18 protein-coding genes and 1 pseudogene are annotated in these 23,051 nt (G+C 60.6%); 12 read left to right on the top strand and 7 right to left on the bottom strand.

Annotated features, from left to right (window positions below; genetic code table 11):
• The first annotated feature begins 4 nt into the window (after positions 1–4).
• The 5 genes and pseudogenes from O3303_RS03065 (at position 5) to O3303_RS03045 (ending at position 4,071) form a co-directional block, all read left to right on the top strand.
• The gene (locus tag O3303_RS03065; RefSeq protein WP_269561871.1) at positions 5–1,399 is read left to right on the top strand and encodes a bifunctional UDP-3-O-[3-hydroxymyristoyl] N-acetylglucosamine deacetylase/3-hydroxyacyl-ACP dehydratase; all 1,395 of its coding nucleotides are present in this window, start codon (positions 5–7) and stop codon (positions 1,397–1,399) included.
• Positions 1,400–1,510: 111 nt separating this feature from the next.
• Complete coding sequence (gene lpxA / locus O3303_RS03060; RefSeq protein ID WP_269560597.1) at positions 1,511–2,308, top strand: acyl-ACP--UDP-N-acetylglucosamine O-acyltransferase; 798 nt, start codon at positions 1,511–1,513, stop codon at positions 2,306–2,308.
• A 58-nt stretch (positions 2,309–2,366) separates the two neighbouring features.
• A pseudogene (locus O3303_RS03055) lies at positions 2,367–2,930 on the top strand (ABC transporter ATP-binding protein); the annotation flags it as partial.
• 46 nt (positions 2,931–2,976) lie between these two features.
• Positions 2,977–3,570 carry a Uma2 family endonuclease gene (locus tag O3303_RS03050; protein WP_269560595.1) on the top strand — a complete coding sequence of 198 codons (594 nt, stop codon included), beginning with the start codon at positions 2,977–2,979 and terminating at the stop codon, positions 3,568–3,570.
• Between the two features lie 138 nt (positions 3,571–3,708).
• Entirely contained in the window at positions 3,709–4,071 is a 363-nt protein-coding gene (locus tag O3303_RS03045) for a hypothetical protein (protein WP_269560594.1), read from the top strand.
• 149 nt (positions 4,072–4,220) lie between these two features.
• Here the strand turns inward: O3303_RS03045 and O3303_RS03040 are convergent, their stop codons facing one another.
• Together O3303_RS03040 and O3303_RS03035 are read right to left on the bottom strand one after the other, a co-directional pair.
• Positions 4,221–4,982 (bottom strand): DUF4197 domain-containing protein, encoded by a 762-nt coding sequence (locus O3303_RS03040; RefSeq protein WP_269560593.1) that lies wholly within the window; start codon positions 4,980–4,982, stop codon positions 4,221–4,223.
• 85 nt (positions 4,983–5,067) lie between these two features.
• Entirely contained in the window at positions 5,068–5,892 is an 825-nt protein-coding gene (locus O3303_RS03035; RefSeq protein WP_269560592.1) for a DUF4197 domain-containing protein, read from the bottom strand.
• A gap of 101 nt (positions 5,893–5,993) precedes the next feature.
• Between O3303_RS03035 and O3303_RS03030 the strand changes: the two genes are divergently transcribed.
• The 3 genes from O3303_RS03030 to O3303_RS03020 all read left to right on the top strand — a co-directional run bounded on the left by O3303_RS03030 (position 5,994) and on the right by O3303_RS03020 (position 9,067).
• Complete coding sequence (locus O3303_RS03030; protein WP_269560591.1) at positions 5,994–7,250, top strand: competence/damage-inducible protein A; 1,257 nt, start codon at positions 5,994–5,996, stop codon at positions 7,248–7,250.
• A gap of 102 nt (positions 7,251–7,352) precedes the next feature.
• The gene (locus O3303_RS03025) at positions 7,353–8,765 is read left to right on the top strand and encodes a dihydrolipoamide acetyltransferase family protein (RefSeq protein ID WP_269560590.1); all 1,413 of its coding nucleotides are present in this window, start codon (positions 7,353–7,355) and stop codon (positions 8,763–8,765) included.
• A gap of 95 nt (positions 8,766–8,860) precedes the next feature.
• The gene (locus O3303_RS03020; protein WP_269560589.1) at positions 8,861–9,067 is read left to right on the top strand and encodes a hypothetical protein; all 207 of its coding nucleotides are present in this window, start codon (positions 8,861–8,863) and stop codon (positions 9,065–9,067) included.
• 176 nt (positions 9,068–9,243) lie between these two features.
• Here the strand turns inward: O3303_RS03020 and O3303_RS03015 are convergent, their stop codons facing one another.
• The 3 genes from O3303_RS03015 to O3303_RS03005 form a co-directional block, all read right to left on the bottom strand.
• On the bottom strand, positions 9,244–11,364 hold the full coding sequence (locus O3303_RS03015; RefSeq protein WP_434086412.1) for a S9 family peptidase: 2,121 nt from the start codon (positions 11,362–11,364) through the stop codon (positions 9,244–9,246).
• A 286-nt stretch (positions 11,365–11,650) separates the two neighbouring features.
• Positions 11,651–14,230 (bottom strand): TonB-dependent receptor, encoded by a 2,580-nt coding sequence (locus O3303_RS03010; RefSeq protein WP_269560588.1) that lies wholly within the window; start codon positions 14,228–14,230, stop codon positions 11,651–11,653.
• A gap of 319 nt (positions 14,231–14,549) precedes the next feature.
• Complete coding sequence (locus tag O3303_RS03005) at positions 14,550–17,180, bottom strand: valine--tRNA ligase (RefSeq protein ID WP_269560587.1); 2,631 nt, start codon at positions 17,178–17,180, stop codon at positions 14,550–14,552.
• A gap of 365 nt (positions 17,181–17,545) precedes the next feature.
• Here O3303_RS03005 and O3303_RS03000 point away from each other — a divergent pair, with 365 nt between their 5' ends.
• Together O3303_RS03000 and O3303_RS02995 are read left to right on the top strand one after the other, a co-directional pair.
• The gene (locus O3303_RS03000; protein ID WP_269560586.1) at positions 17,546–18,373 is read left to right on the top strand and encodes a carbon-nitrogen hydrolase family protein; all 828 of its coding nucleotides are present in this window, start codon (positions 17,546–17,548) and stop codon (positions 18,371–18,373) included.
• A 79-nt stretch (positions 18,374–18,452) separates the two neighbouring features.
• Positions 18,453–19,616 carry an N-acetyl sugar amidotransferase gene (locus O3303_RS02995; protein ID WP_350356604.1) on the top strand — a complete coding sequence of 388 codons (1,164 nt, stop codon included), beginning with the start codon at positions 18,453–18,455 and terminating at the stop codon, positions 19,614–19,616.
• A 186-nt stretch (positions 19,617–19,802) separates the two neighbouring features.
• On the opposite strand, the gene O3303_RS02990 is transcribed toward O3303_RS02995, so the two are convergent.
• Complete coding sequence (locus O3303_RS02990; RefSeq protein ID WP_044013009.1) at positions 19,803–20,147, bottom strand: 4Fe-4S binding protein; 345 nt, start codon at positions 20,145–20,147, stop codon at positions 19,803–19,805.
• 210 nt (positions 20,148–20,357) lie between these two features.
• Between O3303_RS02990 and O3303_RS02985 the strand changes: the two genes are divergently transcribed.
• Both O3303_RS02985 and O3303_RS02980 read left to right on the top strand, forming a co-directional pair.
• Positions 20,358–21,371 (top strand): acyl-CoA reductase, encoded by a 1,014-nt coding sequence (locus O3303_RS02985; protein ID WP_269560584.1) that lies wholly within the window; start codon positions 20,358–20,360, stop codon positions 21,369–21,371.
• A gap of 141 nt (positions 21,372–21,512) precedes the next feature.
• Positions 21,513–21,818 carry a hypothetical protein gene (locus O3303_RS02980; RefSeq protein ID WP_269560583.1) on the top strand — a complete coding sequence of 102 codons (306 nt, stop codon included), beginning with the start codon at positions 21,513–21,515 and terminating at the stop codon, positions 21,816–21,818.
• Positions 21,819–22,080: 262 nt separating this feature from the next.
• Here O3303_RS02980 and O3303_RS02975 read toward each other — a convergent pair whose 3' ends face one another.
• Positions 22,081–22,953 (bottom strand): nucleoside phosphorylase, encoded by an 873-nt coding sequence (locus O3303_RS02975; protein WP_269560582.1) that lies wholly within the window; start codon positions 22,951–22,953, stop codon positions 22,081–22,083.
• Positions 22,954–23,051 lie beyond the last annotated feature (98 nt).

Here is a 23,051-nt window from a genome sequence, read left to right as displayed (position 1 = left end):
CCTGATGAACGACAAGCAACATACTATTAAGGCGCCCGTGACGGTGAGCGGCATCGGCCTGCACACCGGCGTACAGGCCACCATGACGTTTTGCCCGGCGCCCGTCGGCCACGGCTACAAGTTTCAGCGGGTGGATTTGCCCGGCCAGCCCGTCGTGGATGCCGACGTGGACAACGTGGTAGACCTCTCGCGCGGCACCACCATCGAGCAGAACGGCGCCCGCGTCAACACTGTGGAGCACACGCTGGCGGCCCTCGTGGGTTTGCAGATCGATAACGTACTCATTCAACTCGACGGCCCCGAGCCGCCCATCATGGATGGCAGCAGCCACGAGTTTATTGTGGCGCTGGAAGAAGCTGGCCTTGAGGAGCAGAACGCGCTGCGCAACTACTTCGAGATTCCCGAGGAAATCCGCTTCCTCGACAACGCCCGCGGCGTGGAAATTGCCGCCCTGCCCCTCAACGACTACCGCCTCACGGTGATGGTCGACTACAACTCGCCAGTGCTGGGCTCGCAGCACGCCTCGCTCACCGATATCAGCCACTTCAAGACCGATATTGCCAGCTCCCGCACCTTTTGCTTCCTGCACGAGCTGGAGGCGCTCTACAAGCAAAACCTAATCCGCGGCGGCGACCTGAGCAACGCCATTGTGGTAGTCGACCGGGTGGTGAGCGAAGACGAGCTCAGCGAGCTGGCCACCATGCTGGGCAAGCCCAAAGTGGCCGTGAAGAAGGAAGGCATCCTCAACAACGTGGACCTGCGCCACAAAAACGAGCCCGCCCGCCACAAGCTCTTGGACATGGTCGGTGACCTGGCGCTGGTAGGGCGGCCGCTTAAAGGCCAGATTCTGGCGGCCCGCCCTGGCCACGCCGCCAATGTGGCCTTCGCCAAAAAGATCAAGAAGAAGATGCTGGAGGCCGATTCGTCGCCGATTCCCAGCTACGACCCCAGCCGGACACCGGTGATGGATAGCAACCAGATAGCCGCCACGCTGCCCCACCGCTACCCGTTCCTGCTCATCGACAAGATCATCCATCTCGACGCCACCACTGTGACGGGCGTGAAGAACGTGACGATCAACGAGCCGTTTTTTCAGGGCCACTTCCCCGGCAACCCGGTGATGCCCGGCGTGCTGCAGATTGAGGCCATGGCCCAAACGGGCGGCATTCTGGTGCTCAATACGGTGCCCGACCCGGAAAACTACTGGACCTACTTCATGGGCATCGAGAACTGCCGTTTCCGCCGCAAGGTGAGTCCCGGCGACACGCTCATTTTCCGCTGCCAGCTGCTGGCCCCTATCAAGCGGGGCATCGCCAAAATGAAGGGCCAGGCCTTCGTGAATGGCAAAGTGGTGATGGAAGCCGAAATGTCGGCCAGCATTGTCCGCAAGGAAGCGTAATCTTGAATTAGTAATTAGTAATTAAGAATGAATAATTCTCATACGACATTCGCATTCTGCAGCGTTGAGGCATTCTTAATTATTAATTCTTAATTACTAATTAACCAACGAATGAACCAGCCGCTCGCCTATATCCACCCGGAGGCCAAAATCGCACAGAATGTGGTAGTGGAACCTTTCACGACCATTGATAAGGACGTGGAAATCGGGGAAGGCACCTGGATTGGGCCCAACGTCACGATTATGGCGGGGGCCCGCATTGGCCGCAACTGCAAGATTTTCCCCGGCGCGGTGATTGCCGCCATGCCCCAGGACCTCAAGTTTGCGGGCGAGAAAACCACGGTCCACATCGGCGACAACACCGTTATCCGGGAGTGCGTGACCGTGAACCGCGGCACCGTAGACCGGCTCCGGACCGTGGTGGGCAGCAACTGCCTGCTGATGGCCTACGTGCACGTGGCCCACGACTGCCTGATTGGCGACAACTGCGTACTGGCCAACGGCGTACAGCTGGCCGGCCACGTGGAAATCGGCGACCACGCCATTGTGGGCGGCACCTCGGCGGTGCATCAGTTCGTGAAAATCGGGCAGCACGCCATGGTGTCGGGTGGCTCACTGGTGCGCAAGGATGTGCCACCGTTCGTGAAGGCCGGCCGCGAGCCGCTGACCTACGCCGGCATCAACAGCATCGGGCTGCGTCGTCGTGGCTACTCCGACCAGAAGATTTCCGAGATTCAGCAGCTCTACCGCCTGCTGTTTCTGGGCGGCATGAACAACAACGACGCCCTCGACAAGATTGAGCTGGAGCTGGCACCCTCACCGGAGCGCGACGAGGTGGTGAACTTCGTGCGCAACTCGGGCCGCGGCATTATCAAGGGCTACTCGCGCGGCGGCAACAGTGCAGATTGAAGCAACCGGGCTCAGCAAGCGCTACGCCCGCGACTGGATTTTCCGGAACCTGACGCACACCTTCCGGCCGGGCACGGCTACGGCGGTGCTGGGTCCCAATGGCGCGGGCAAGAGCACGCTGCTCAACACGCTTTCGGGCCAGCTGCTGCCCACGGCCGGCACGCTTAGCTACAGCCACCAGGGCCGGCCGGTGCCGGTGGAAGAGCTACCGCCGCTGCTGGCCTACGCCGCGCCGTATCTGGAGCTGATTGAGGAGCTGACGCTGCTGGAGCTGCTGCAATTCCATACCCGCTTCAAGCCGCTGCGGCCCGGCCTCACGCCAAAGCAGCTCATCGAGCTGATGTACCTCGAAAAGAGCAGCCACAAGCTGGTGCGCGACTTTTCCTCGGGCATGAAGCAGCGCCTCAAGCTGGCGCTGGCCCTCTACGCTGACACGCCCCTGCTCCTGCTCGACGAGCCCACCACCAACCTCGACCGCGCCGGCGTGGCCTGGTATCTGGAGCACGTGCAGGCCACCCTGGCGGGCCGCACGGTGCTGGTATCGTCCAACGTGCCCGAGGAGTACAATTTCTGCACCGAACAGCTCCTGATTACGGATTTCGGGGCGCAGGCCGCCCGATAGACCGGTTTCACGGCGGGTTCCGTATTTTTTGGCAACCCCCCGTCCTATGGCCGCGCAACCACAAGCATTTCCTTCGCCCAAGCCGTTTGTCACGCCCGAAGAATATCTGGCGGCCGAACGGGAAGCCGAGTTCAAGCACGAGTACTATCAGGGCGAAGTCACCGCCATGTCGGGTGCCAGCAGAGCGCACAATCTGTTGGTTTCTAACCTGATTCGCGGGCTGGGCAACCTACTGGGCGACAGGTGCAACGTGTTTCCCAGCGACATGCGGGTGCACGTGCCGGCCAACGGCCTCTACACCTACCCCAACGTGTCGGTGGTGTGCGGCGAGGAGCAGTACCTCGAAGGCACCCATCTGGATACGCTACTCAACCCGGTGGTACTGCTGGAGGTGCTGTCCGTGTCGACGGCCCGCAACGAACGGGGCAGCAAGTTTCTGCTGTACAAGAGTATCCCCAGTTTGCAGCACTATGTGGTAGTAGACAGCCAGCGCGTGAAGGTGTACGGCCACTCGCGGGGTCCGGGCGAAGACTGGACTATCCGGGAGTACCAGGGGCTGGGGGCGGTGCTGTCGTTGCCGGCGTTGGCGCTGGAGCTGCCGCTGCACACCATATACCGGCAACTTAATCTGCCTGAGTAAGCTCCGTTGGGCTGGGGAAGCTTCACAAAAAGCTGGGGCAACTACTGTCCCAAAACTGCCTGCCTCGTATCTTTGCCACACAAAACAGAGTGTTAGCCTCGCTCACTTTCCATTTTCTTACCGCTCCTGACCAAGGCCATGAGACAACACGACGACTTCGACGATGACGACCTGCTCGGCGACGATGACGAGCTCGATAATTTTGCCAAAACCGGCGGCAGCAAAACCCGCGGCTCGTCGGAAGACCAGCTCTCGGCCAAGTATGCCGACTACCTGATGTGGCGCGACACCGGCTCCTCGCACGATGAGGCGCTGGACCTGGCCAACATGAGCGAAGACGAGTTTGAGCTGGCCGACACCTCCGAGGACTCGGAAGGCGACACCAAATTCACCAGCCTCGACGATATCGACGAGGACGACTACTCCGACGGCGGCGACGAGTACGGCAGTGCCGGCAGCTCCCGCAACAGCGGCCGCAACTCCGACTACGACGACTATTGATGTGCTGATTATGGATGTGTTGATGTGCTGATTTTACGTTGACGCATTCATGCAGAAACAGCATAAAAGCGGCCCGCCTTCCCGTCTGGAAAGCGGGCCGCTTTTGTTGTACAGCACATCAACACATCCATAATCAGCACATAGAAGCATTAGCTCTTCCGGCCGAACACGCGGCGCAGCAAATCGGTGGTACGGGCCACCGGGTTTTCACGGATGTTAGCTTCTTCCTGCGCCACCAGCGTAAACAGGCCGCCGATGGCGCGGTCGGTGGCATACTGGTTGATGTCGGTCTGGACGGGCTTCACCAGCGGAATCTGGTTGTAGCGGGTGGTGAGGTCGGTGTAGTAGCGGGTGGCGCCCACTTTGCTCAGGCTCTGCTGAATGATGGGCTTGAAGGCGTTGCTGAGCTGCGCGCTGGTAGTGCGCTGCAGATACTGTGTGGCCGCGTTTTTTTCGCCCGTCAGGATGTTCCAGACGTCCGAAAACGTGAGGCTTTTGATGGCCGACAGGAAGATGGGCTTGGCGCTTTTGGCCGCATCCTCGGCCCCGCGGTTCAACGACAGCTCAAACTTATCGACCTGGCTACCCAGCCCAATGGTGCGCAACGTGTTGGCCACGCGCTGCGCATCGGGTGGAAACGGAATCCGGATCAGCTTATTAAGGTAGAAGCCGTCGGTCTGGGAGGCCTGATCGGTGCCTTTGCTGATGCCCTGCACCAGCGCTTCCTTCAGGCCGTTGGCGGCTTCGGTGTTGCTGACGCCGCCGGTGCTGCGCGTGGTGGTGGCAGTACCTCTGGTAGGCAGCGGAAGCTTGAGCTGGCCGAGCTTGGGGAGCGTAAATATCTGGGCGGAAGCGCTCAGCTGCAGGCCAGCCAACAGCAACGGCAATACGAGGAAACGGCGGTAGTTCATGGCAAAAAGGCGTAAAACGAATACGTTCTACGCCTTTTACACAAACCGGACCAATATCATGCGGCAAGTATCTTGCCGGAGCGGGCTACTTACCAAACACGCGCTTAAGCAGCGCGCTGCCCTGGGCCGCGGGATTGGCCCGGATGCGGCCTTCCTCGACGGCCATCAGCGCAAATAGGCCGTCCACGGTTTTCTCGGTGGCGTAGGGCACCAGTTGCGGGTTGAGCGGAGTCACGAGCGGAATTTTGTTGTAGCGGCCCACCATTTCGGCGTAGAGCTTGATGGCGCCGGTCTGCTCCAGCGACTGCTGCACCGTAGGCTGGAAGGCCGTGCGCAGATCAGTGGCAGTTTTTTCGTAGAGCAACGTGGTAGCAGCGTCGCTTTCCTTGCTCGTGGCCAGCGTGAGAGCATCCTGCAGACTCAGGTTCTGCACGGCATTCAGGAAAATAGGCTTGGCCTGGGTGGCAGCCGTTTCCGCAGCACGGTTCAGGGCCACTTCGAAGTTATCAACCAGCGCGCCGGCCCGCAGCTTGCGCAGCGTAGCGGCCACCAGCTCAGCTTCGGGCGGAAACGGAATCCGGATATCGGCGTTGGCGTTGAAGCCGTCGGTTTCGCCGGCCTGGGCCACGGCTTTGCCAACGGCCTGCGTCAGGGCTTCGCGGAGGCCACCGGTGGCCTCATCGGCCGTCAGCGGCACCACTACGGGCGCTACCACTTTCGTCACGGCCGCTTTGGCGGTGGTTGTGGTGGTCGTGGTTTTCTTGACGGGGGTCGTTTTCTTGACCGGGGTGGTCTTTTTGGTGGTCGTGGTTTTCTTGGCGGTGGTGGTCTTGGTGGTTTGCGCCTGAGCGGCGGCAGGCGCCAGCAGCGCCAACGTGCAAGCCACGGCGAGCGTACGGAAAACGGTCATATTACCTGAATCGACGAAAACCAGACGGCCGGTGTGGCGGTCTTACGCGTCGGGAACGCCAAATTGCGTGAAATCCCCCGTTCATCCTAACTAAGCCCCCTATGCCCCAGCTTCCAGACGTTGAAATCATGACCATTGGCGACGAACTGCTCTACGGACAGGTCATCGACACCAATTCGGCCTTTATGGGCCAGGAGCTCGCCAAAATCGGGCTGCGGGTGCGGCAGATTTCCAGCGTCTCCGACCGCGCCGACGAAATCGTGGCCGCGCTCGACCAGGCCCGGCAGCGCGCCCAGGTAGTGCTCATCACCGGCGGCCTCGGCCCCACCAAAGACGACCTCACCAAGCACGTGCTGGCCCGCTACTTCGGCAGCGAGCTGGTGCTGCACGAGCCTACCCTGGCCCACGTGGAAGATATTTTCCGGCGCTTCAAGCGGCCGATGCTGGACGTGAACCGCCAGCAGGCGCTAGTGCCGGCCAACTGCGAAGTGGTGTTCAATGCCGTCGGCACCGCGCCCGGCATGTGGTTCGAGGACCAGGGCACCGTGTTCGTGAGCATGCCCGGCGTGCCCCACGAAATGAAGTACCTGATGACCGAAGGCGTGCTGCCGCGCCTGCAACAGCGGTTCCAAGTGAAGCCCATCGAGCATATTGTGGTGCAGACGGTGGGCCTGGGCGAGTCGTTTCTGGCCGAGCAGATTGCCGACTGGGAAGCCGCGCTGCCCGCCAACTTCAAGCTGGCCTACCTGCCCTACCTGGGCGGCGTGCGCCTGCGCCTCACCGGCTCCGACGACGGCCAGCCCCACCTGCGCCAGCGCATGGAAGCCCTGCTGCCCGAACTGCGCACCCGCCTCGGCGAGCATCTGTTTGCCGAAGGCGAAATCAAGCTGGAGGAAGCCGTGGGGCAGCTGCTGCTGGCGCGGGGCCTCACGCTGGGCACCGCCGAAAGCTGCACGGGCGGCCTGCTGGCCCACAAAATCACGAGTATTCCCGGCAGCTCGGCCTACTTCCGGGGCAGCATCGTGGCCTACCACAACGACATCAAAACGCGGGAGCTGGGCGTGCTGCCCGCCACGCTGGCGGCCTTCGGGGCCGTGAGCGAGGAAACCGTGCGCGAAATGGCTGAAGGCGCCCGCATCCGCCTTGGTACCGATGTGGCGCTGGCCACCAGCGGAATTGCCGGCCCCGACGGCGGCACGCCCGACAAGCCGGTGGGCACCATCTGCATTGCGTATGCCGATGCGCGCGGCACGGTCAGCCGCAAGTTCACCTTCAACCGGGGCCGGCAGCTCAATGTGGAGTATACCGTGACCATGGCCCTGAACCTGCTGCGCCAAAACCTGCCCGCCACCGAATAAGTATGCCCGGGCCCGCCCAGCGGCGTATGGGCCTTGCCGGTTTTCGGCTACCTTTGAGGCCTCAACCTCCCCACCCAATACCTCAACCCCTACCCCAAGCGCATGGCACGAGTGGAAATGACGATGCCCAAGATGGGCGAATCCATCATGGAAGGCACCGTCCTGAAGTGGCTCAAACAAGTCGGCGACACCATTGAGCAGGACGAATCGGTGCTCGAAGTGGCCACCGACAAAGTAGATACCGAAGTACCGGCCATCCACGCCGGGGTGCTGCAGGAAATTCTGGTGCAGGAAGGCCAGGTAGTAGCTGTGGGCGCGCCCATTGCTATTGTGGAAACCGACGCCGCCAGCGCCGGCGCTTCCGCTGCCCCCGCCGCCACGCCCGCCGCTGCTCCATCCGACAACGGTGCTGCCGAAAAGCCCGCCGTGCCGTACCTGCCCGAAGCCGGCGACCCGCAGGCCAACCCGGCCCAAGCCGTAACGGCCGCCCAGCCCCAGACCGGCCGCTTCTACTCGCCGCTGGTGCTGAGCATCGCCCGCGAGGAAGGCATTTCGATGGCTGACCTGGAGTACCTGCCCGGCACCGGCAGCGAAGGCCGCGTCACCAAAAAAGACATTCTCGACTACGTAGCCGGCGGTAAGAAGCCGCTGAGTGGCGAAGCTTCAAGCCCCAAGCCCCAAGCCCCAAGCGTGGCTCCGGCCGTCGCAGCTGCACCAGCCCAGGCGGCTGCTCCGGCTGCCGAAGCAAAACCCACCACCCCACCAGCCCAGCAACCCACCGCCAAGGCCGTACCGTCCATCAGCGGTGGGCAGGAGCTGCTGGAAATGGACCGCATGCGCAAGATGATTGCCCAGCGCATGGTGGACAGCAAGCGGATTTCGCCCCACGTTACTTCCTTCGTGGAAGCCGACGTGACGGACATCGTGAACTGGCGCAACAAGAACAAGGACGCTTACAAGAAACGCGAAGGCGAAAACCTTACCTTCACGCCCATCTTCATCCAGGCCATTGCCCGCGCCATCCAGGACTTCCCGATGATCAACGTCTCCATCGACGGCGACTACATCATCAAAAAGCGCGACATCAACATCGGCGTGGCTGTGGCGCTGCCGTCCGGCAACCTCATTGTGCCTGTCATCCACAATGCCGACCAGCTGAACCTGAACGGCCTGAGCAAGAAGCTCAACGACCTGGCCAACCGCGCCCGCACCAACAAGCTCAAGCCCGAGGATCTGGAAGGTGGTACCTACACCGTGTCCAACGTGGGCTCGTTCGGCAACGTGATGGGCACGCCCATCATCATGCAGCCGCAGGTGGCCATCATGGCCGTTGGTGCCATCAAGAAGAAGCCGGCCGTCATCGAAACCCCACAGGGTGATTTGATCGGCGTGCGCCACTTCATGTTCCTGAGCCACAGCTACGACCACCGTGTGGTAGACGGTTCGCTCGGCGGCATGTTCGTGCGCAAAGTGGCCGACTACCTCGAGCAGTTCGACCCGAACACGGCTATTTAATGGCTTAATGGCTGCATTGCTGAATGGCTGGTTGTTCTACCAACGTGGTAGCATAACCAGCCATTTAACAATTACTCAATTCACCCATTCAATCCATGAACAAAGTATTGACCATTGCCGCGCTGGTACTGTCCCTGGCCTTGATTGCCTACCTCTACCAGACCCTCAGCAAGACCGAGGAAGCCCTCAAGCGCGCCGAGCAGCGCTTCACCGACTGCGAGCAGGTGAACTTCCAGCTCCAAAACCAGCTCACGGCCGCCAACCGCGGCGCCACCGTGCCCGACAGCCTGAAAGTGCGCTAAGCGTCCTGGATTCCACTGAAAAGCCCCGCCGTGCAGCTGCACAGCGGGGCTTTTCGGTTGTACCGCGAAATTCCATTTCGCGACGAGCGAAGCGAGTTCCTAGGCGGTAGGGAAACTGGCGCGAGGCCGGATACTTGCTCCGCTCGTCGCGAAATGGAATTTCGCGGTACTTGGGTCTACACCTTCACGCCGAGCAGCAGCAGCATAAAGGCAAACTGCCGGGCCGTGTCGTGGATGGATTTGAAGCGGCCGGAGGCGCCGCCGTGGCCGGCGGACATGTCAGTGTGCAGCAGCAGCAGGTTCTGGTCGGTTTTCACGGTGCGCAGCTTGGCCACCCACTTGGCCGGCTCGAAGTATTGCACCTGCGAGTCGTGCAGGCCGGTGGTCACGAGCATGTTGGGGTAGGCTTGGGCTTTCACCTGGTCGTAGGGCGAGTAGGAGAGCATGTAGTCGTAGAACTCCTTCTGGTTGGGGTTGCCCCACTCGTCGTATTCGCCGGTGGTCAGCGGAATGCTTTCGTCGAGCATGGTGGTCACCACGTCCACGAAAGGCACGGCCGCCACCACGCCCTTGTAGTACTCGGGGTGGTTGTTCACGACGGCGCCCATCAGCAGGCCGCCGGCCGAGCCGCCCATAGCAAACAGCTTATCGGCGGAGGTGAACTTCTGGTCGATGAGGAATTTGGAGCAGTCGGTGAAGTCGGTGAAGGTGTTTTTCTTCCTGAGCTTCTTGCCGTTCTCGTACCACTGCCGGCCCATTTCCTGGCCGCCGCGAATGTGGCAAATCACGTAGGCGAAGCCCCGATCCAGCAAACTCAGGCGGGCAGAGCTGAAGGTGGCGTCCATGGAGTAGCCGTAGGAGCCGTAGGCGTACTGCAGCAGCGGGGCCGAGCCGTCCTTCTTAAAGCCCTTCTTGTAGACGATGGACATCGGAATTTTGGTGCCGTCGGTGGCGGTGGCGTACACCCGCTCGGTCACGTAGTCCTCCTTTTTGAAGCTCCCGAGTACGGTTTGCTCTTTCAGCAGCTTCTTGCTGCGGGCGTTCATGTCGTAGTCGAAGGTGGAGCCGGGCGTGGTGAGCGAGGAGTAGCCGTAGCGCAGCACCGGCGTATCAAACTCAGGGTTGATGCTGATGGCAGCCGTGTAGGTGGGCTCGCCGAAGTTGAGGTAGTGCTCCTGCTTGTCCTTCCACCGAATCACGCGCAGCTGCAGCAGGCCTTCCTTCCGCTCGCCCAGCACCAGATAGTCCTTGAACAGCTCCATGTTTTCCAGGAACACGTCGGGACGGTGGGCAATGACCTCCTGCCAGGCCGTTTTGGCGGTGTTCTTCACCGGCGTTTTCAGCAGGCGGAAGTTGGGCGCGCCGGCGTTGGACAGCACGTAAAAGTCCTGGCCGAAGTGCTCCACCTCGTACAGATGGTCGGCCTCGCGGGGCAGGAATACCTGCAGCGCCGCCGTGGGTTTGCCAGCCTCCAGGTACCGCACCTCCGACGACATGGTGCTGCCGATGGTCAGGAACACGTATTGCCGCGACTTGGAGCGGTGCACCCCGATGTGGAAGGTATTGTCCTTCTCCTCGTACACCAGCTGGTCCTTGGCGGGGTCGGTGCCCAGGGTGTGGCGGTAGAGCTGGTAGTCCAGCAGCGTGGTGGGGTCCTTGCGGGTGTAGAAGACGGTTTTGTTGTCGGTGGCCCACACGGCGTTGCCGCTGGTGTTCGGAATCTGCTCGGGGTAGAGCTGGCCGGTTTGCAGGTTGCGGAAGCGCAGGGTGTAGAGGCGGCGGCTCACCACGTCCTCGGAGTAGGCCAGCACCTGGTTGTCGTCGCTCACCTCGAAGCCGCCGATCTGGTAGTAGTCCTTGCCCTTGCCTAGGTCGTTGGCATTGAGCAGAATTTCCTCCTTTGCGCCCAGGCTGCCCTTTTTGCGGCAGTAAATCGGGTACTCGGCCCCGGCCTCGAAGCGGGTGTAGTAGTAGTACCCGTTGTCACGGTACGGCACCGACTCATCCTGCTCCTTGATGCGGCCCTTGATTTCCTGAAACAGCTTTTCCTCCAGCTCCTTCACCGGGGCCATCTGCTGCTCGGTGTAGGCATTTTCGGCGTTCAGGTAGCTGATAACGGCCGGGTTTTCGCGCTCATTGAGCCAGTAGTAGTTGTCGAGACGGGTGCCGAAGGGCGACTTGAGTTCTTTGGGCTGGAGAGCCGCAACGGGAGGTTTGGGCATGGATGGCGAAGTTTGGGCGTAAGCTGTCGTGGTCAGGGCTAGGGCGCCGGCCACAGCGAGTAGCAGGTATTTCATACGAGAGCAGGCTAAAGTAAGCAGACCAATATACAAAGGCTGGCCGCAGGCGGTAATAACGGTGTGGTCCTACGAATTGCCCGAAGGGCTTCGTAGGACCACTAAACCCATTTAACGACGACGCCTGCAATGGATGGCGCAAAGCAAATAGTGGTCCTACGAATTACCATTCGGGCAATTCGTAGGACCACAAACCCGTTGAACGAAGACGCCTGCAACGGTGATGGAGCAACGGAAGTAGTGGTGCTACGAAGCCCTTCGGACGATTCGTAGCACCACACCGTTCTTAGGGGCGGCCGCCGCTTGCCCCTTGGGCGGGCGTGGCCCCGGCTCCGTTACCACCGTCGCCGCCGTCTTTCAGGTCGTCGTTGTTGATGGAGCGCTTGCGCTTGGGCTGGGCCATGCTCAGCTTACCAATGCGGTAGCTCACGTTCACGCGGAAGCCCGAGCGGCGCAGGATGTTCTCGCTGTTCTGCTCCAGCGTGTAGGAGCTGATTTCGTTGCGGATTTTGATGTTGGACGCGAAGAAGTTGTCGGCCCCGAAGCCGATGCTGCCTTTTTTCTCGGCAAAGTCTTTCTTCACTCCGAGGCTATAGACCCCAAAACCGCCCTGATAGCCCTGCAGCTGCACCTGCCGGCCGCGGTAGAAGCTGAACGCCTGTAGCCCCCACCCTTTCGTGAAGTTGTAGGTGCCGCTTAGGCGGCCGCTGATGACGAAGCCCTCGTTGCTGGCCGCAAAAAACTTGTTGCTCTGGTTGTTGTCGAGCACTGCGTAATAGAAGTCGGTGCCGCCGTTCAGGGTGAGCTTGTTATTGATGTTGACGTTGGCAAAAACGCTGCCACCGTAGGCGTTTTCCTGCCCGATGTTCTGGTAGTTGGTGATGATGGTGTCGCCTTGCACGTCGCGCACCGGCTGGATGGAGCCAGTGGTATTGCGCACGAAAGCCGAGAACGTGAGCGAGGTTTGCTTGATAAACGTGCTGTAGCCCAGCTCGTAGTTGTTGGTTTTCTCCGGCTCCAACAGCGGGTTGCCCTGGCTCACGTTAAGCGGGTTAGCTGCCTGCCGATTGGGGTTGAGGAATTGTAGCGACGGGCGCTGAATCCGGCGGTTGTAGGCGGCCTTGAGCGTGTTGCCGCTGGCCAGCTTCCGCGACAGGTTCACGCTGGGCACCACCACGCTGTACGACGGAATGTTGGGTGCTTCGGCCGTACGGAAGTCGGCGTTGATGGTGGTGTACTCGTAGCGGGCACCGGCCTTCAGCGTGTAGTTCTTCAGGAAGCCGACCGTGTACGAGGTGTAGGCGGCGGCCACGTTCTGGTCGTAGGTAAACTCGTTGGAGTTGCCCACCTGCTCGTCGATCTGGCCGTTGCGCAGCGACTGGTAGTCGCTGTTCACCTTGCGCATGATGTCTTTAGCCCCGAATTCCAGCAGCTGGGTTTTGCTGAGCGGCGTCTGGTAATCGACCTGCAGCGTTACTTCCTGGTTGTAGCTGTCGTTTTCGTTGAGCAGCCGGTCGCCGGCGCTCAGGCCCTCCAGCACGTCGTTGCTGAAGTCGTTCGTGCGGTTGTTGCGGCTGTACTGGCCCAGCACGCTCAGCTCACGCTGCGGCGTCTCGAAGGTGCGGGTGTAGTTGAGGGTGGCATCCAGCGTGTTGGAGCGGTCCAGCACCCGCACGTCGCGGCGGTCGATGATGGGCTGGCTGATATCGGGGCGCACGGTATTGCGCAGCAGGCCGTCCTGGTAGTTGTTGCCGTTGCGCAAACCCAGCTGCACGGAGGCCGAGAGGAAGTTGTACTTGTTGATGTCGTAGTCCCAGCCCAGCGAGTAGCGCCCGAACACGTTCTGCTGGCGTGTATCGGCCTCCTGCGTGGTGGTGCCGGTGAGCGGGCGTGCATCGGTGAGGGCGTAGGTGCGCTGCACGTTGCGGAAGCTGCCAGGGGTGTTGTACTGGCCGCGGCCGCCGCCACCCAGCGAGAAGCCCATCTTACCCACCCGGTACGAGGCGTTCAGACCCAGGTCGGAGCTGCGCAACCCGATGCTGCTGCGCAGATCAAGCGTAAAACCCTGAAGGTTGTTCTGCTTGGTCACGATGTTGATAATGCCGCCCGAGCCTTCGGCGTCGTACTTGGCCGAGGGCGAGGTAATCACCTCCACGGTCTTGATCTGGTCAGCCGGAATCTGCTTCAGCGCGTCGGCAATGCTGTTGGCCGAGATAGTGCTGGGGCGGTTGTTGATGAGCACCCGGATGTTGGAGCTACCGCGCAGACTCACGTTGCCGTCGAGGTCCACGGAGAGCATGGGCACGCGCTTGAGCACGTCGGTGGCGTCGCCCCCACGGGTGGTTTCGTCTTTCTCGGCGTTGTAGACGGTGCGGTCCACCTTTTCCTCAATCAGGCTGCGTTGGCCTTCCACTACCACTTCACCCAGCTTCTGCGCCGCCGATTCCAGCGTGATGGCGCCCAGCGCCACGGTGTTGCCGTCTTCGGTAATCACCACGCCGGGGCGCTCCACGTTCTTGTAGCCGATGAAGCTGATCTGCACGGTGTAGGTGCCCGCCGCCACGCGCGGAATCGAGAACTTACCGTTGTCGTCGGCCGAGGCGCCATCCACAGCCTTACCGGCCGGGTTGAGCAGCACCACCGTGGCGTAAGGCACAGCCTGCTTGGTGGCGGCATCCGTCACGGTACCCGTCACGCGGCCAGTGCCCTGCGCGGCCGGAGCACCGGGCTGGCCCGCTGGCTGGCCGGCTGAGGCCGGACGGCCGGCACCGGCAGGACGGCTACCCGCCGGAGCGCCCTGCGGCATTTGTGCCCACACCAAGTGGCCGGCACTGGTGAGAACCAGGAGGAGGAAAGATTTTTTCATGAATTCGGTCATCGCGCCACACTACCGGCCAGTTGGCTCGGTGCAGGCGCAGGGTATTTACAGATAAAAACAGGCTACCCCTACCGGGCAGCGCCTTCAAAACAAGGATGCAGCCAACTTGGACAGCCCGGGCTCAACAAATTCCCAGCTGTCTCACTGGCACACGCAGCCACTGACGCACTTCCGTAGCCAAGGTTGGTTGGGCGCCGATTTTTTTTTGACAACCGAGGACTGTTTGCGGTCAGCTCAAACAAAAAGGCTCCGGCTAAATAGCCGGAGCCTTTCTGCAAATGGTTGGCGGCATAGGCTGAAGCCTATGCTACAGTGCTGCCAGGCTTTGCTCCAGAGCCGTGATTTTGGCTTCGGTGTCGGCCAGCTTCTGCCGCTCGCGCTCCACCAGGTCGGGCTTGGCGTTGGCCACGAACTTCTCGTTGGCCAGCTTTTTCAGCACCGAGTCTCGGAAGCCCTGAGCATATTCCAGCTCCTTGCCGAGGCGCTCCTTCTCGGCCCCGAGGTCAATCTGACCTTCCAGCGGCACGAAGAACTCACTGCCGCCCGCCACGAAACCTACCGCCGCGGCCGGCGCTTCCGTTACCACCGATACCTCGGTGAGGGCGGCCAGCTTGCGGATGATGGGGTCGTAGTCCTGAAGCAACTGGACGTCGTCGGTTTTGGCGGCCAGGGTCAGGGGCTTGTTGGGGCCCAGGCCCTTCTGGTTGCGGATGGTGCGCACGCCGCCCACAATGGCCAGCGCCTTTTCCATGCGGGCCAGCACCTCGGCGGCACCGGCTACGGGCTGAGCCTTGGGCCAGGCGGCCACGCACACGTACTCCTTGGGGCCGCGCTCTTTCAGCTCATGCCAGATTTCCTCAGTAATGAAGGGCATGAACGGGTGCAGCAGTTTGAGCAGGGTTTCCAGGAAACCGGTGGTCAGGCGCAGCGTTTCGGGGTCGATGGGGGCCTGGTAGGCGGGCTTGATCATCTCCAGGTACTCCGAGCAGAAGTCGTCCCACACCAGCTTGTATACCGTCATCAGCGCGTCCGACATCCGGAACTTCTCGAAGTGCTCGTCCAGCTCGGCAATGGTGGCGTTCAGCTTAGCGCCGAACCACTCCACGGCCTTCTCGTTTGGGAAGGGCAGCGCGGCATCCACCTCCCAGCCCTGGGTGAGGCGGAAGGCATTCCAGAGCTTGTTGCTGAAGTTACGGCCCTGCTCCACCAGCTTTTCGTCGTAGAGCAAATCGTTGCCGGCCGGAGCCGAGAACAGCATCCCGGTCCGCACGCCATCGGCCCCGAACTGCTTGATGAGGTCCAGTGGGTCGGGCGAGTTGCCGAGCTGCTTGCTCATCTTGCGGCCCTGGGCGTCGCGCACGATGCCGGTGAGATACACGTTGCGGAAGGGCACTTCCTTGCGGAATTCCAGCCCGGCCATAATCATGCGGGCCACCCAGAAGAACAGGATGTCCGGCCCCGTCACCAGGTCGTTGGTGGGGTAGAAATAGTTGACGTCGGCGTTGTCGGGGTCCTTGAAGCCGTCGAACACCGAAATCGGCCACAGCCACGACGAAAACCAGGTATCCAGCACGTCCTCGTCCTGGCGCAGGTCGGTGATTTGCAGGTCGGCGTTGCCGCTCTGCTCGCGGGCCTGGATCAGGGCTTCCTCGGCGGTGAGGGCCACCACGTAGGTGCCGTCGGGCAGGTAGTAGGCCGGAATCTGCTGGCCCCACCACAACTGCCGCGAGATGCACCAGTCGCGCACGTTTTCCATCCACACCCGGTAGGTGTTCTTGAACTTGGCCGGGTGCAGCTTCACGGTGTCGTTTTCCACCACCTCCAAAGCCGGCTTGGCCAGGTGCTCCATTTTCAGGAACCACTGCAGGCTCAGGCGGGGCTCAATCACGGCCTTGGTGCGCTCCGAAGTCTGCACGATGCTGGCGTACTCCTCCACCTTCACCAGATGGCCGGCTTCCTCCAGGTCCTTGACGATGTTGCGACGGGCCGCAAACCGGTCCTGGCCCACGTACAGCACCGCTTTTTCGTTGAGCGAGCCGTCGTTGTTGAGGATGTCGATAACGGGCAGGTTATGCTTCACGCCCAGCTCGTAGTCGTTCAAATCGTGAGCCGGCGTCACCTTCAGCGCGCCCGTGCCGAAGTCGATGCTCACGTACTCATCCAGAATCACCGGAATTTCGCGGCCCAGCAGCGGAATCCGCACTTTCGCGCCGTGCAGGTGATTGTAGCGCGGGTCGTTGGGGTTCACTGCCACGGCCACGTCGGCCATGATGGTTTCGGGCCGCGACGTAGCCACGGTCAGGAACTGGCCCTCCTGCCCTACCACTTCGTAGCGCAAATGGTACATCTTGGCCATCACGTCCTTAGGAATCACTTCCTCATCGGAGAGGGCCGTCTGGCCCAGCGGGTCCCAGTTCACCATCCGGATACCGCGGTACACGAGGCCCTTCTGGTGCAGGTCCACGAACACGCGCAGCACGGCCTCGGTCAGCTCCGGCTCCATGGTGAAGCGCGTCCGGTCCCAGTCGCAGGAAGCGCCCAGTTGCTTGAGTTGCTCCAGGATGATGCCGCCGTACTTTTCCTTCCACGCAAAAGCGTGCTCCAGGAACTGTTCCCGGGTCAGGTCCTTCTTCTCGATGCCCTGCTCCTTCAGCAGCGCCACTACCTTGGCCTCGGTGGCAATGGAGGCGTGGTCGGTGCCGGGCACCCAGCAGGCTTCTTTGCCCTGCATGCGGGCCCGGCGCACCAGCACGTCCTGAATGGTATTATTGAGCATGTGGCCCATGTGCAGCACGCCCGTCACGTTGGGCGGCGGAATCACCACGGTATAGGGCTGCTTGCGGGGGTTGGCTTTGGCTTTGAAGAAGCCCTGCTCCTGCCAGCGCTGGTACCACTTGGCTTCAACGTCGGCGGGGGTATAGGTTTTGGCGATGGACATCGTCAAGAGGGAATAATGGCGGTTCGGAATACCCACAAAAGTAGGCATTTCGGGCCGGCCATAGGCGGGCGTGGCGCGGGTTGGGCTTGCGGTGTGCTGTTCCCATTATGAAACTAACTCTCCCTCTACATTCATCAGCCCGCATATTTCGCGTAAATTGCGGCTGACAAATGAAGTATGATAAGGTTTAATTGGGACGGGAATTATATATTAGATTCTGACTTTCACTTTCTAAGCCTCGTGCCTGCATGTCAGCTTTACTTAAGTTTTTCAAAGGAACCGGTTCTGCAAAGGCCACTCCCGCGGCGGCTGTGCTGTCGCCGCCACCGGCCCCCGTTGCCTCAACCGAGACCTTGCGGGTAGGAATGGGACAGTTGCTGGTAGAAGGTGGGGAACCTGACCGCAACCTGGAACGGGCCGCCCAGATGATTGCTGAAGCCGCCCGCCAGAATTGCGACGTAGTGCTGCTGCCCGAAACCCTGGATTTCGCCTGGACGCACCCCAGCGCCCTCACCGAGGCCCAGCCCATTCCCGGCATCTACTCCGACCGGCTCTGCCAGGAGGCTCTGTGCCACCAAGTGTACGTGTGCGCAGGCCTGACGGAGCGCGGCCCCGATGGGCGCATCTACAACGCCGCCATTCTCATCAACCCGCAGGGCGACATCATCAGCAAATACCACAAAATCAACCTGCTCACCGTAGAGATGCCCTACTACGCCGTAGGCCAGACGCTGAATGTGGTGGATACGCCCCTGGGCAAAATCGGCATCAACATCTGCGCCGACAACTTCCTCGACGGCCTGAGCATCGGGCACACCCTGGCCCGCATGGGTGCCGAATTCATCCTCTCCCCTTCGTCCTGGACGGTGGATTATTCCGTTACGGAGGAAGACGACCCCTACCACGAGAAGTGGGTGAAGCCGTATTCCATTCTGGCGCAGCTCTACAACGTGACGGTAGTGGGCACCACATCGGTGGGCTATATCGTGGGCGGGCCGTACGAGGGCAAGAAAAGCGTAGGCTGCTCGCTGGCCGTCGATGCCTCCGGCATTCGGGCGCAGGGCAAGTTCAACGAGTTTGCCGGCGACCTAGTAGTGGCCGACCTGCCCCGCCCGGTGCGCGCCGAAAAAGGCACCCAGATCGGCGAAATGCTGCTGCGCAAGGGCTTCCGGTTCGACACACTGCCCAAATAATCCGCAGTATATCTGCATTTTTTAATACTGGCTTAATTCGGGCATTCGACCTTGTGGCCAAATCCCGCTTCATTACCGCATGACCCAATCTTACCAACAGTGCACTCGCTGCATTATGGATACCACCGTGCCCGGTATCCGGTTCGACAGCCAAGGCTCCTGTAACTTTTGTGCTGTCCATGACCACATGGAGCAGGACTTTCCCTTAGGCGAAGCCGGCCAACTGAAGGTGCAGGAACTCGCCAACGACATCAAGTCGCTGGGCAAAAACAACAAATATGACTGCGTATTAGGCGTGAGCGGCGGCCGCGACTCGTCGTTTACCTTGTGGTATTGCGTCGTAAAGCTGGGGCTGCGGCCGCTGGCGGTGCACTTCAACGACGGCTTCGGCAATCCCGTGGCGGGCGAGAACATGACCAAGGCCTGCCGCAAGCTGGGCGTGGAAATGCGCACCATCACCTCCGACTGGCGCGAATCCAAGGACCTGAAAATCGCCTTCCTGAAAGCCTCCGTGCCCGATATGGAGGAAGGCACCGATGTGGGCATTGCCACGGCCCTCTATGGCGTGGCGGCCAAGGAAGGCATTCAGCGCATCATCATCGGGCAGTCGTTCCGGACGGAGGGCATTGCGCCGCTGAGCTGGAACTACCTCGATGGCAAGTATTTGAAAGCCGTGCACAAGCAGTTCGGCACGGTGCCGCTCCGGCCCTGGAAGGCCGATGACCCGGGCTTCAATCTGGGCATCAAGGAAATGTTCTACTACGCCTTCATCCGGCGCATCAAAACCGTCACGCTGCTTTACCACGTCGATTACGTGCGGGCCGACGTAGACAAGCTGCTGGAGAAAGAGCTGGACTGGGTGAACCCCGGCGCCCACTACTTCGACGACCTCTACCAGAGCGTCATCTACTACCTCAACCGCACCAAGTTCAACATCGACCGGCGCCTGTTCAACTACTCAGCCCTGGTGCGCTCCGGCCAGATGCCCCGCGAAGTGGCGCTGGAACGCGTCAGCCACGTCAACAAGATCGAAGACGAAAAGGTAATTAACCTGTGCATCAAGCGCCTGGGCCTGACCCGCGAGGAGTTTGAGCAGATTGTGGCTGCGCCCCCCAAAACCTTCCGCGACTACCCCAACAACTACGCCCTGATCCGGCAGCTGCGCTGGCCCATCAAGGTGCTCAGCCGCCTGAACCTGATTCCGGAGTCCGCCTACGATAAGTATTTCAACTGCGGCACATAATCACGGATTTTTCGAATTAAACGGATTGGTCGGATTTTGTAGTCGATTTACGTTCAGCTACACAACAAGAAAGGCTTGCCAATTGGCAAGCCTTTCTTGTTGTGTACTAAAGCGGAGTAAAGATTACGGCAGTTTAGCGCCGTCCACAAAATCCGACTAATCCATTTAATCCGGAAAAATCCGTGATTAGCTGTGCAGCCACTCTTTTTTGGCGGTCAGTTTTTCCTGTGACTCGCGGTAATCGGGGTCGTCTACGCAGCAGTCTACGGGACACACGGCCGCGCACTGGGGCTCCTCGTGGAAGCCCACACACTCGGTGCACTTATCGGAAACGATGTAGTAGTACTCGTCGGAAATCGGGGTTTGCGGCGCCACGCCCGATACGGTCTGGCCACCATCAACGGTGACTTCCTTCAGCGTAGTGCCGTCCGACCAGCGCCAGGCGGCACCGCCTTCGTAGATGGCCGTATTGGGGCATTCCGGTTCGCAGGCACCACAATTGATGCACTCGTCGGTTATCATGATGGCCATAGCCTTCGAATCAGTTAAGTGAGCAGTCTGGGGTTGAATACGCAGCAACAGGCCAAACGGCAGTTTCTGCGGCATGCAAAAGTAGAAACTAACTGGAAGCCGTGCGAGTTTTTTGCGGCTGACGGCTGCGAAATACCGAATTTGCAGCCCCAACCGCGAACCGCCGACGGCTTAAGAATGCCGCAGCGCCCTACTTTGTTTCCTCCCGACATGCACCATCCCGACCGTCTTGCTGCTTTTGTGGCCCTGGGCCACTTCCTGCGTACCCTTTCTGCCGATGAGCTGGCCCACCTGGCCTCCCGGGCCCGCAACCAGAATGCCTGGTTTGACGCCCCCAACGTAACGGCGGCCATCCGGGGCATTGCGGCGCTGCTGGAAGAGGAGCCGCTCCGGCACTGGGCCGCCCGCTACCCGGCCGAGCCGGCCACGCCCCGGCAGGTGGGCGTGGTGATGGCCGGCAACATTCCGCTGGTGGGTTTCCACGATGCGCTGTGCGTGCTGCTGAGCGGCCACACGCTGCTGGCCAAGCTCAGCAAAGACGATACGGTGCTCATGAGCTGGATCCTGACGGAGCTGCAACGGTTGGAGCCACGCTTCGCGGAGCAGATTGTGCTGGCCGAGCGCCTCAACGCCGCCGACGCCTACGTTGCCACCGGCTCCGATAACACTGCCCGCTACTTCGACTATTACTTCGGCAAGAAGCCGCACATCATCCGGCGCAACCGCACCAGCCTGGCCGTGCTGACGGGCCGCGAGGAGTCGCACGACCTGGGGTTGTTGGGCGAAGACATCTTCCGGTACTATGGCCTGGGCTGCCGCAACGTGAGCAAGCTCTACGTGCCGCAGGGCTACGATTTCACCCCGCTGCTCGACTCCCTGCAGCCCTGGCACCACATTCCTGACCACCACAAATACCAGAATAATTACGACTACAACAAAAGCATTCTGTTGGTGAATCGGGTGCCGCACCTGGACACCGGCTTCCTGCTGCTCACCGAGAATACGCAGCTGGTTTCGCCTATTTCGGTGCTGCATTATAGCTTCTATACCAACGAAATAGACCTAGTTGACCAGCTCACCGACGTGGCCGCCCAGACCCAGTGCATCGTCTCGGCTGGGGGGCAGTGGGCGGGCAGCTTCCCGTTCGGACGGGCACAGTCGCCAGCCGTTACGGACTATGCCGATGGGGTAGATACGATGGCCTTTTTGGCAGAATTGGCGTAAAATAAGCTAATTGAGCCGGCCAGGATGGCGGCAGCGGCAAGCAGGCCCGGTAAGGCGGGGCCAGTTCATGGTTGCTTCATGCAGCCGCCATCTATTTCGTGTTCTCTTTGGTTTCACTTTGCCTGTTTAGCCCCTACTCCCATGTCGCCCGACCTCCCCGTAGCCACTGCCGAAGTAATCGACAAGGACCTGATTCCCAGCCTGCACTTTGCGGCTGAAGATGTGTTGTCCGATCCGGCAGCCATTAAGCACCGCCGCCACGATGCCGAGCGCGCCACCAGCCTCGGCAACAACTACCAGGGTAAGCTGGATGTCTATTTTCAAACGGCCGATGGCGCTGTAAAACGCGTGTATACCACCATTTGGGCCACCCATCAGGATTACCTGACCCTTAAATCCGGCATCACGCTGCCCATCCGCGCCATAGTGGGCTTCGACTTCTATTAATCACGGATTTAAGCCGATTAGACGGATTGATCGGATTCCGTTGATCACGGATTTAAGCGAATTAGACGGATTAATCGGATTTCGTGGACGGTGCTATATTCAGGCTCTTAGTCCATTAAGCAAAAGAGGCTTGCCAGTTGGCAAGCCTCTTTTGTTTTGAGTGAACTTCAATCGTCCACGAAATCCGATTAATTCGTCTAATTCGCTTAAATCCGTGATCAACGGAATCCGATTAATCCGTCTAATCGGCTTAAATCCGTGATTACAGGCGGTCCAGGGTTTTTTGGATCAGGTCGCCGATGACCTGCTCGGAGTTAGTGGCAAACTCGCCGGTGGCGCGGTTGGCCACAATGGCGTTCAGCGACACCACTTCGTGACCCAGCAGGCGGCCCAGCGCGTAGTAGCCGGCCGTTTCCATCTCGAAGTTGGTTAGGCGGAACTCGCCTTCGGCGCTCTGGTGGCGGAAGTTCTGGAACTGCTCAATCAGGTTGGGAATGCGCAGATCCAGGCGCAGCACGCGGCCTTGCGGGCCATAGAAGCCGGGGCAGGTGAGCGTGTTGCCGACCACCATACCAGCGCCCAGCTGCTCGCGCAACAAATCGTTGCCGCGCACGCAGTACGGGCGGTAGTCGAGGCCCAGGGCTTGCTGCACGCCGGCGCCAACGGCCACTTCCAGCCCGGTTTCCACCAGTGGGTAAAACTGCATCAGCGAGTCGAGGCCCACAGCATGCTCCGAAACCAGGTGCGAGCCAATCGGAATGTCGGCCTGCAACGCGCCGCTGGTGCCCACGCGCACGATGCGCAGCGCAATGCGCTCCTCCAGCGGCCGAGGCTCCCGGGTCACGAAGTCGATGTTGACCAGCGCATCCAGCTCATTGAGCAGAATGTCGATGTTATCGGTGCCCATGCCGGTGCTGATGACGGCCAGCCGCTTGCCCTGGTAGTAGCCCACGTGAGTTACAAACTCGCGCTTGCTAATGATGGTCTCAATCGAGTCAAAGTGCTCACTCACCATCGGCACCCGCTCCGGGTCGCCGACGGTGATGATAGTGTCGGCAATGTGGTCGGGCTGCAGATTGAGGTGGTAGATGCTGCCGTCTTTATTGAAAATCAGCTCGGAATCGGGAATGGGCATGGGTGGGAGAGTTAGGCGGGAGTAATTTGTAAAAATCTGTCATCCTGAGCTTGCGAAGGATCTTGTCACGCTGGAACAAAGCCGTTCGGTAGTCACCC

Origin of the sequence: Hymenobacter canadensis, assembly GCF_027359925.1 — a bacterium.
GTDB lineage: Bacteria > Bacteroidota > Bacteroidia > Cytophagales > Hymenobacteraceae > Hymenobacter > Hymenobacter canadensis.
Note: the sequence above shows the minus strand (reverse complement) of the source record. Positions and strands in the feature narration are given on the sequence as shown.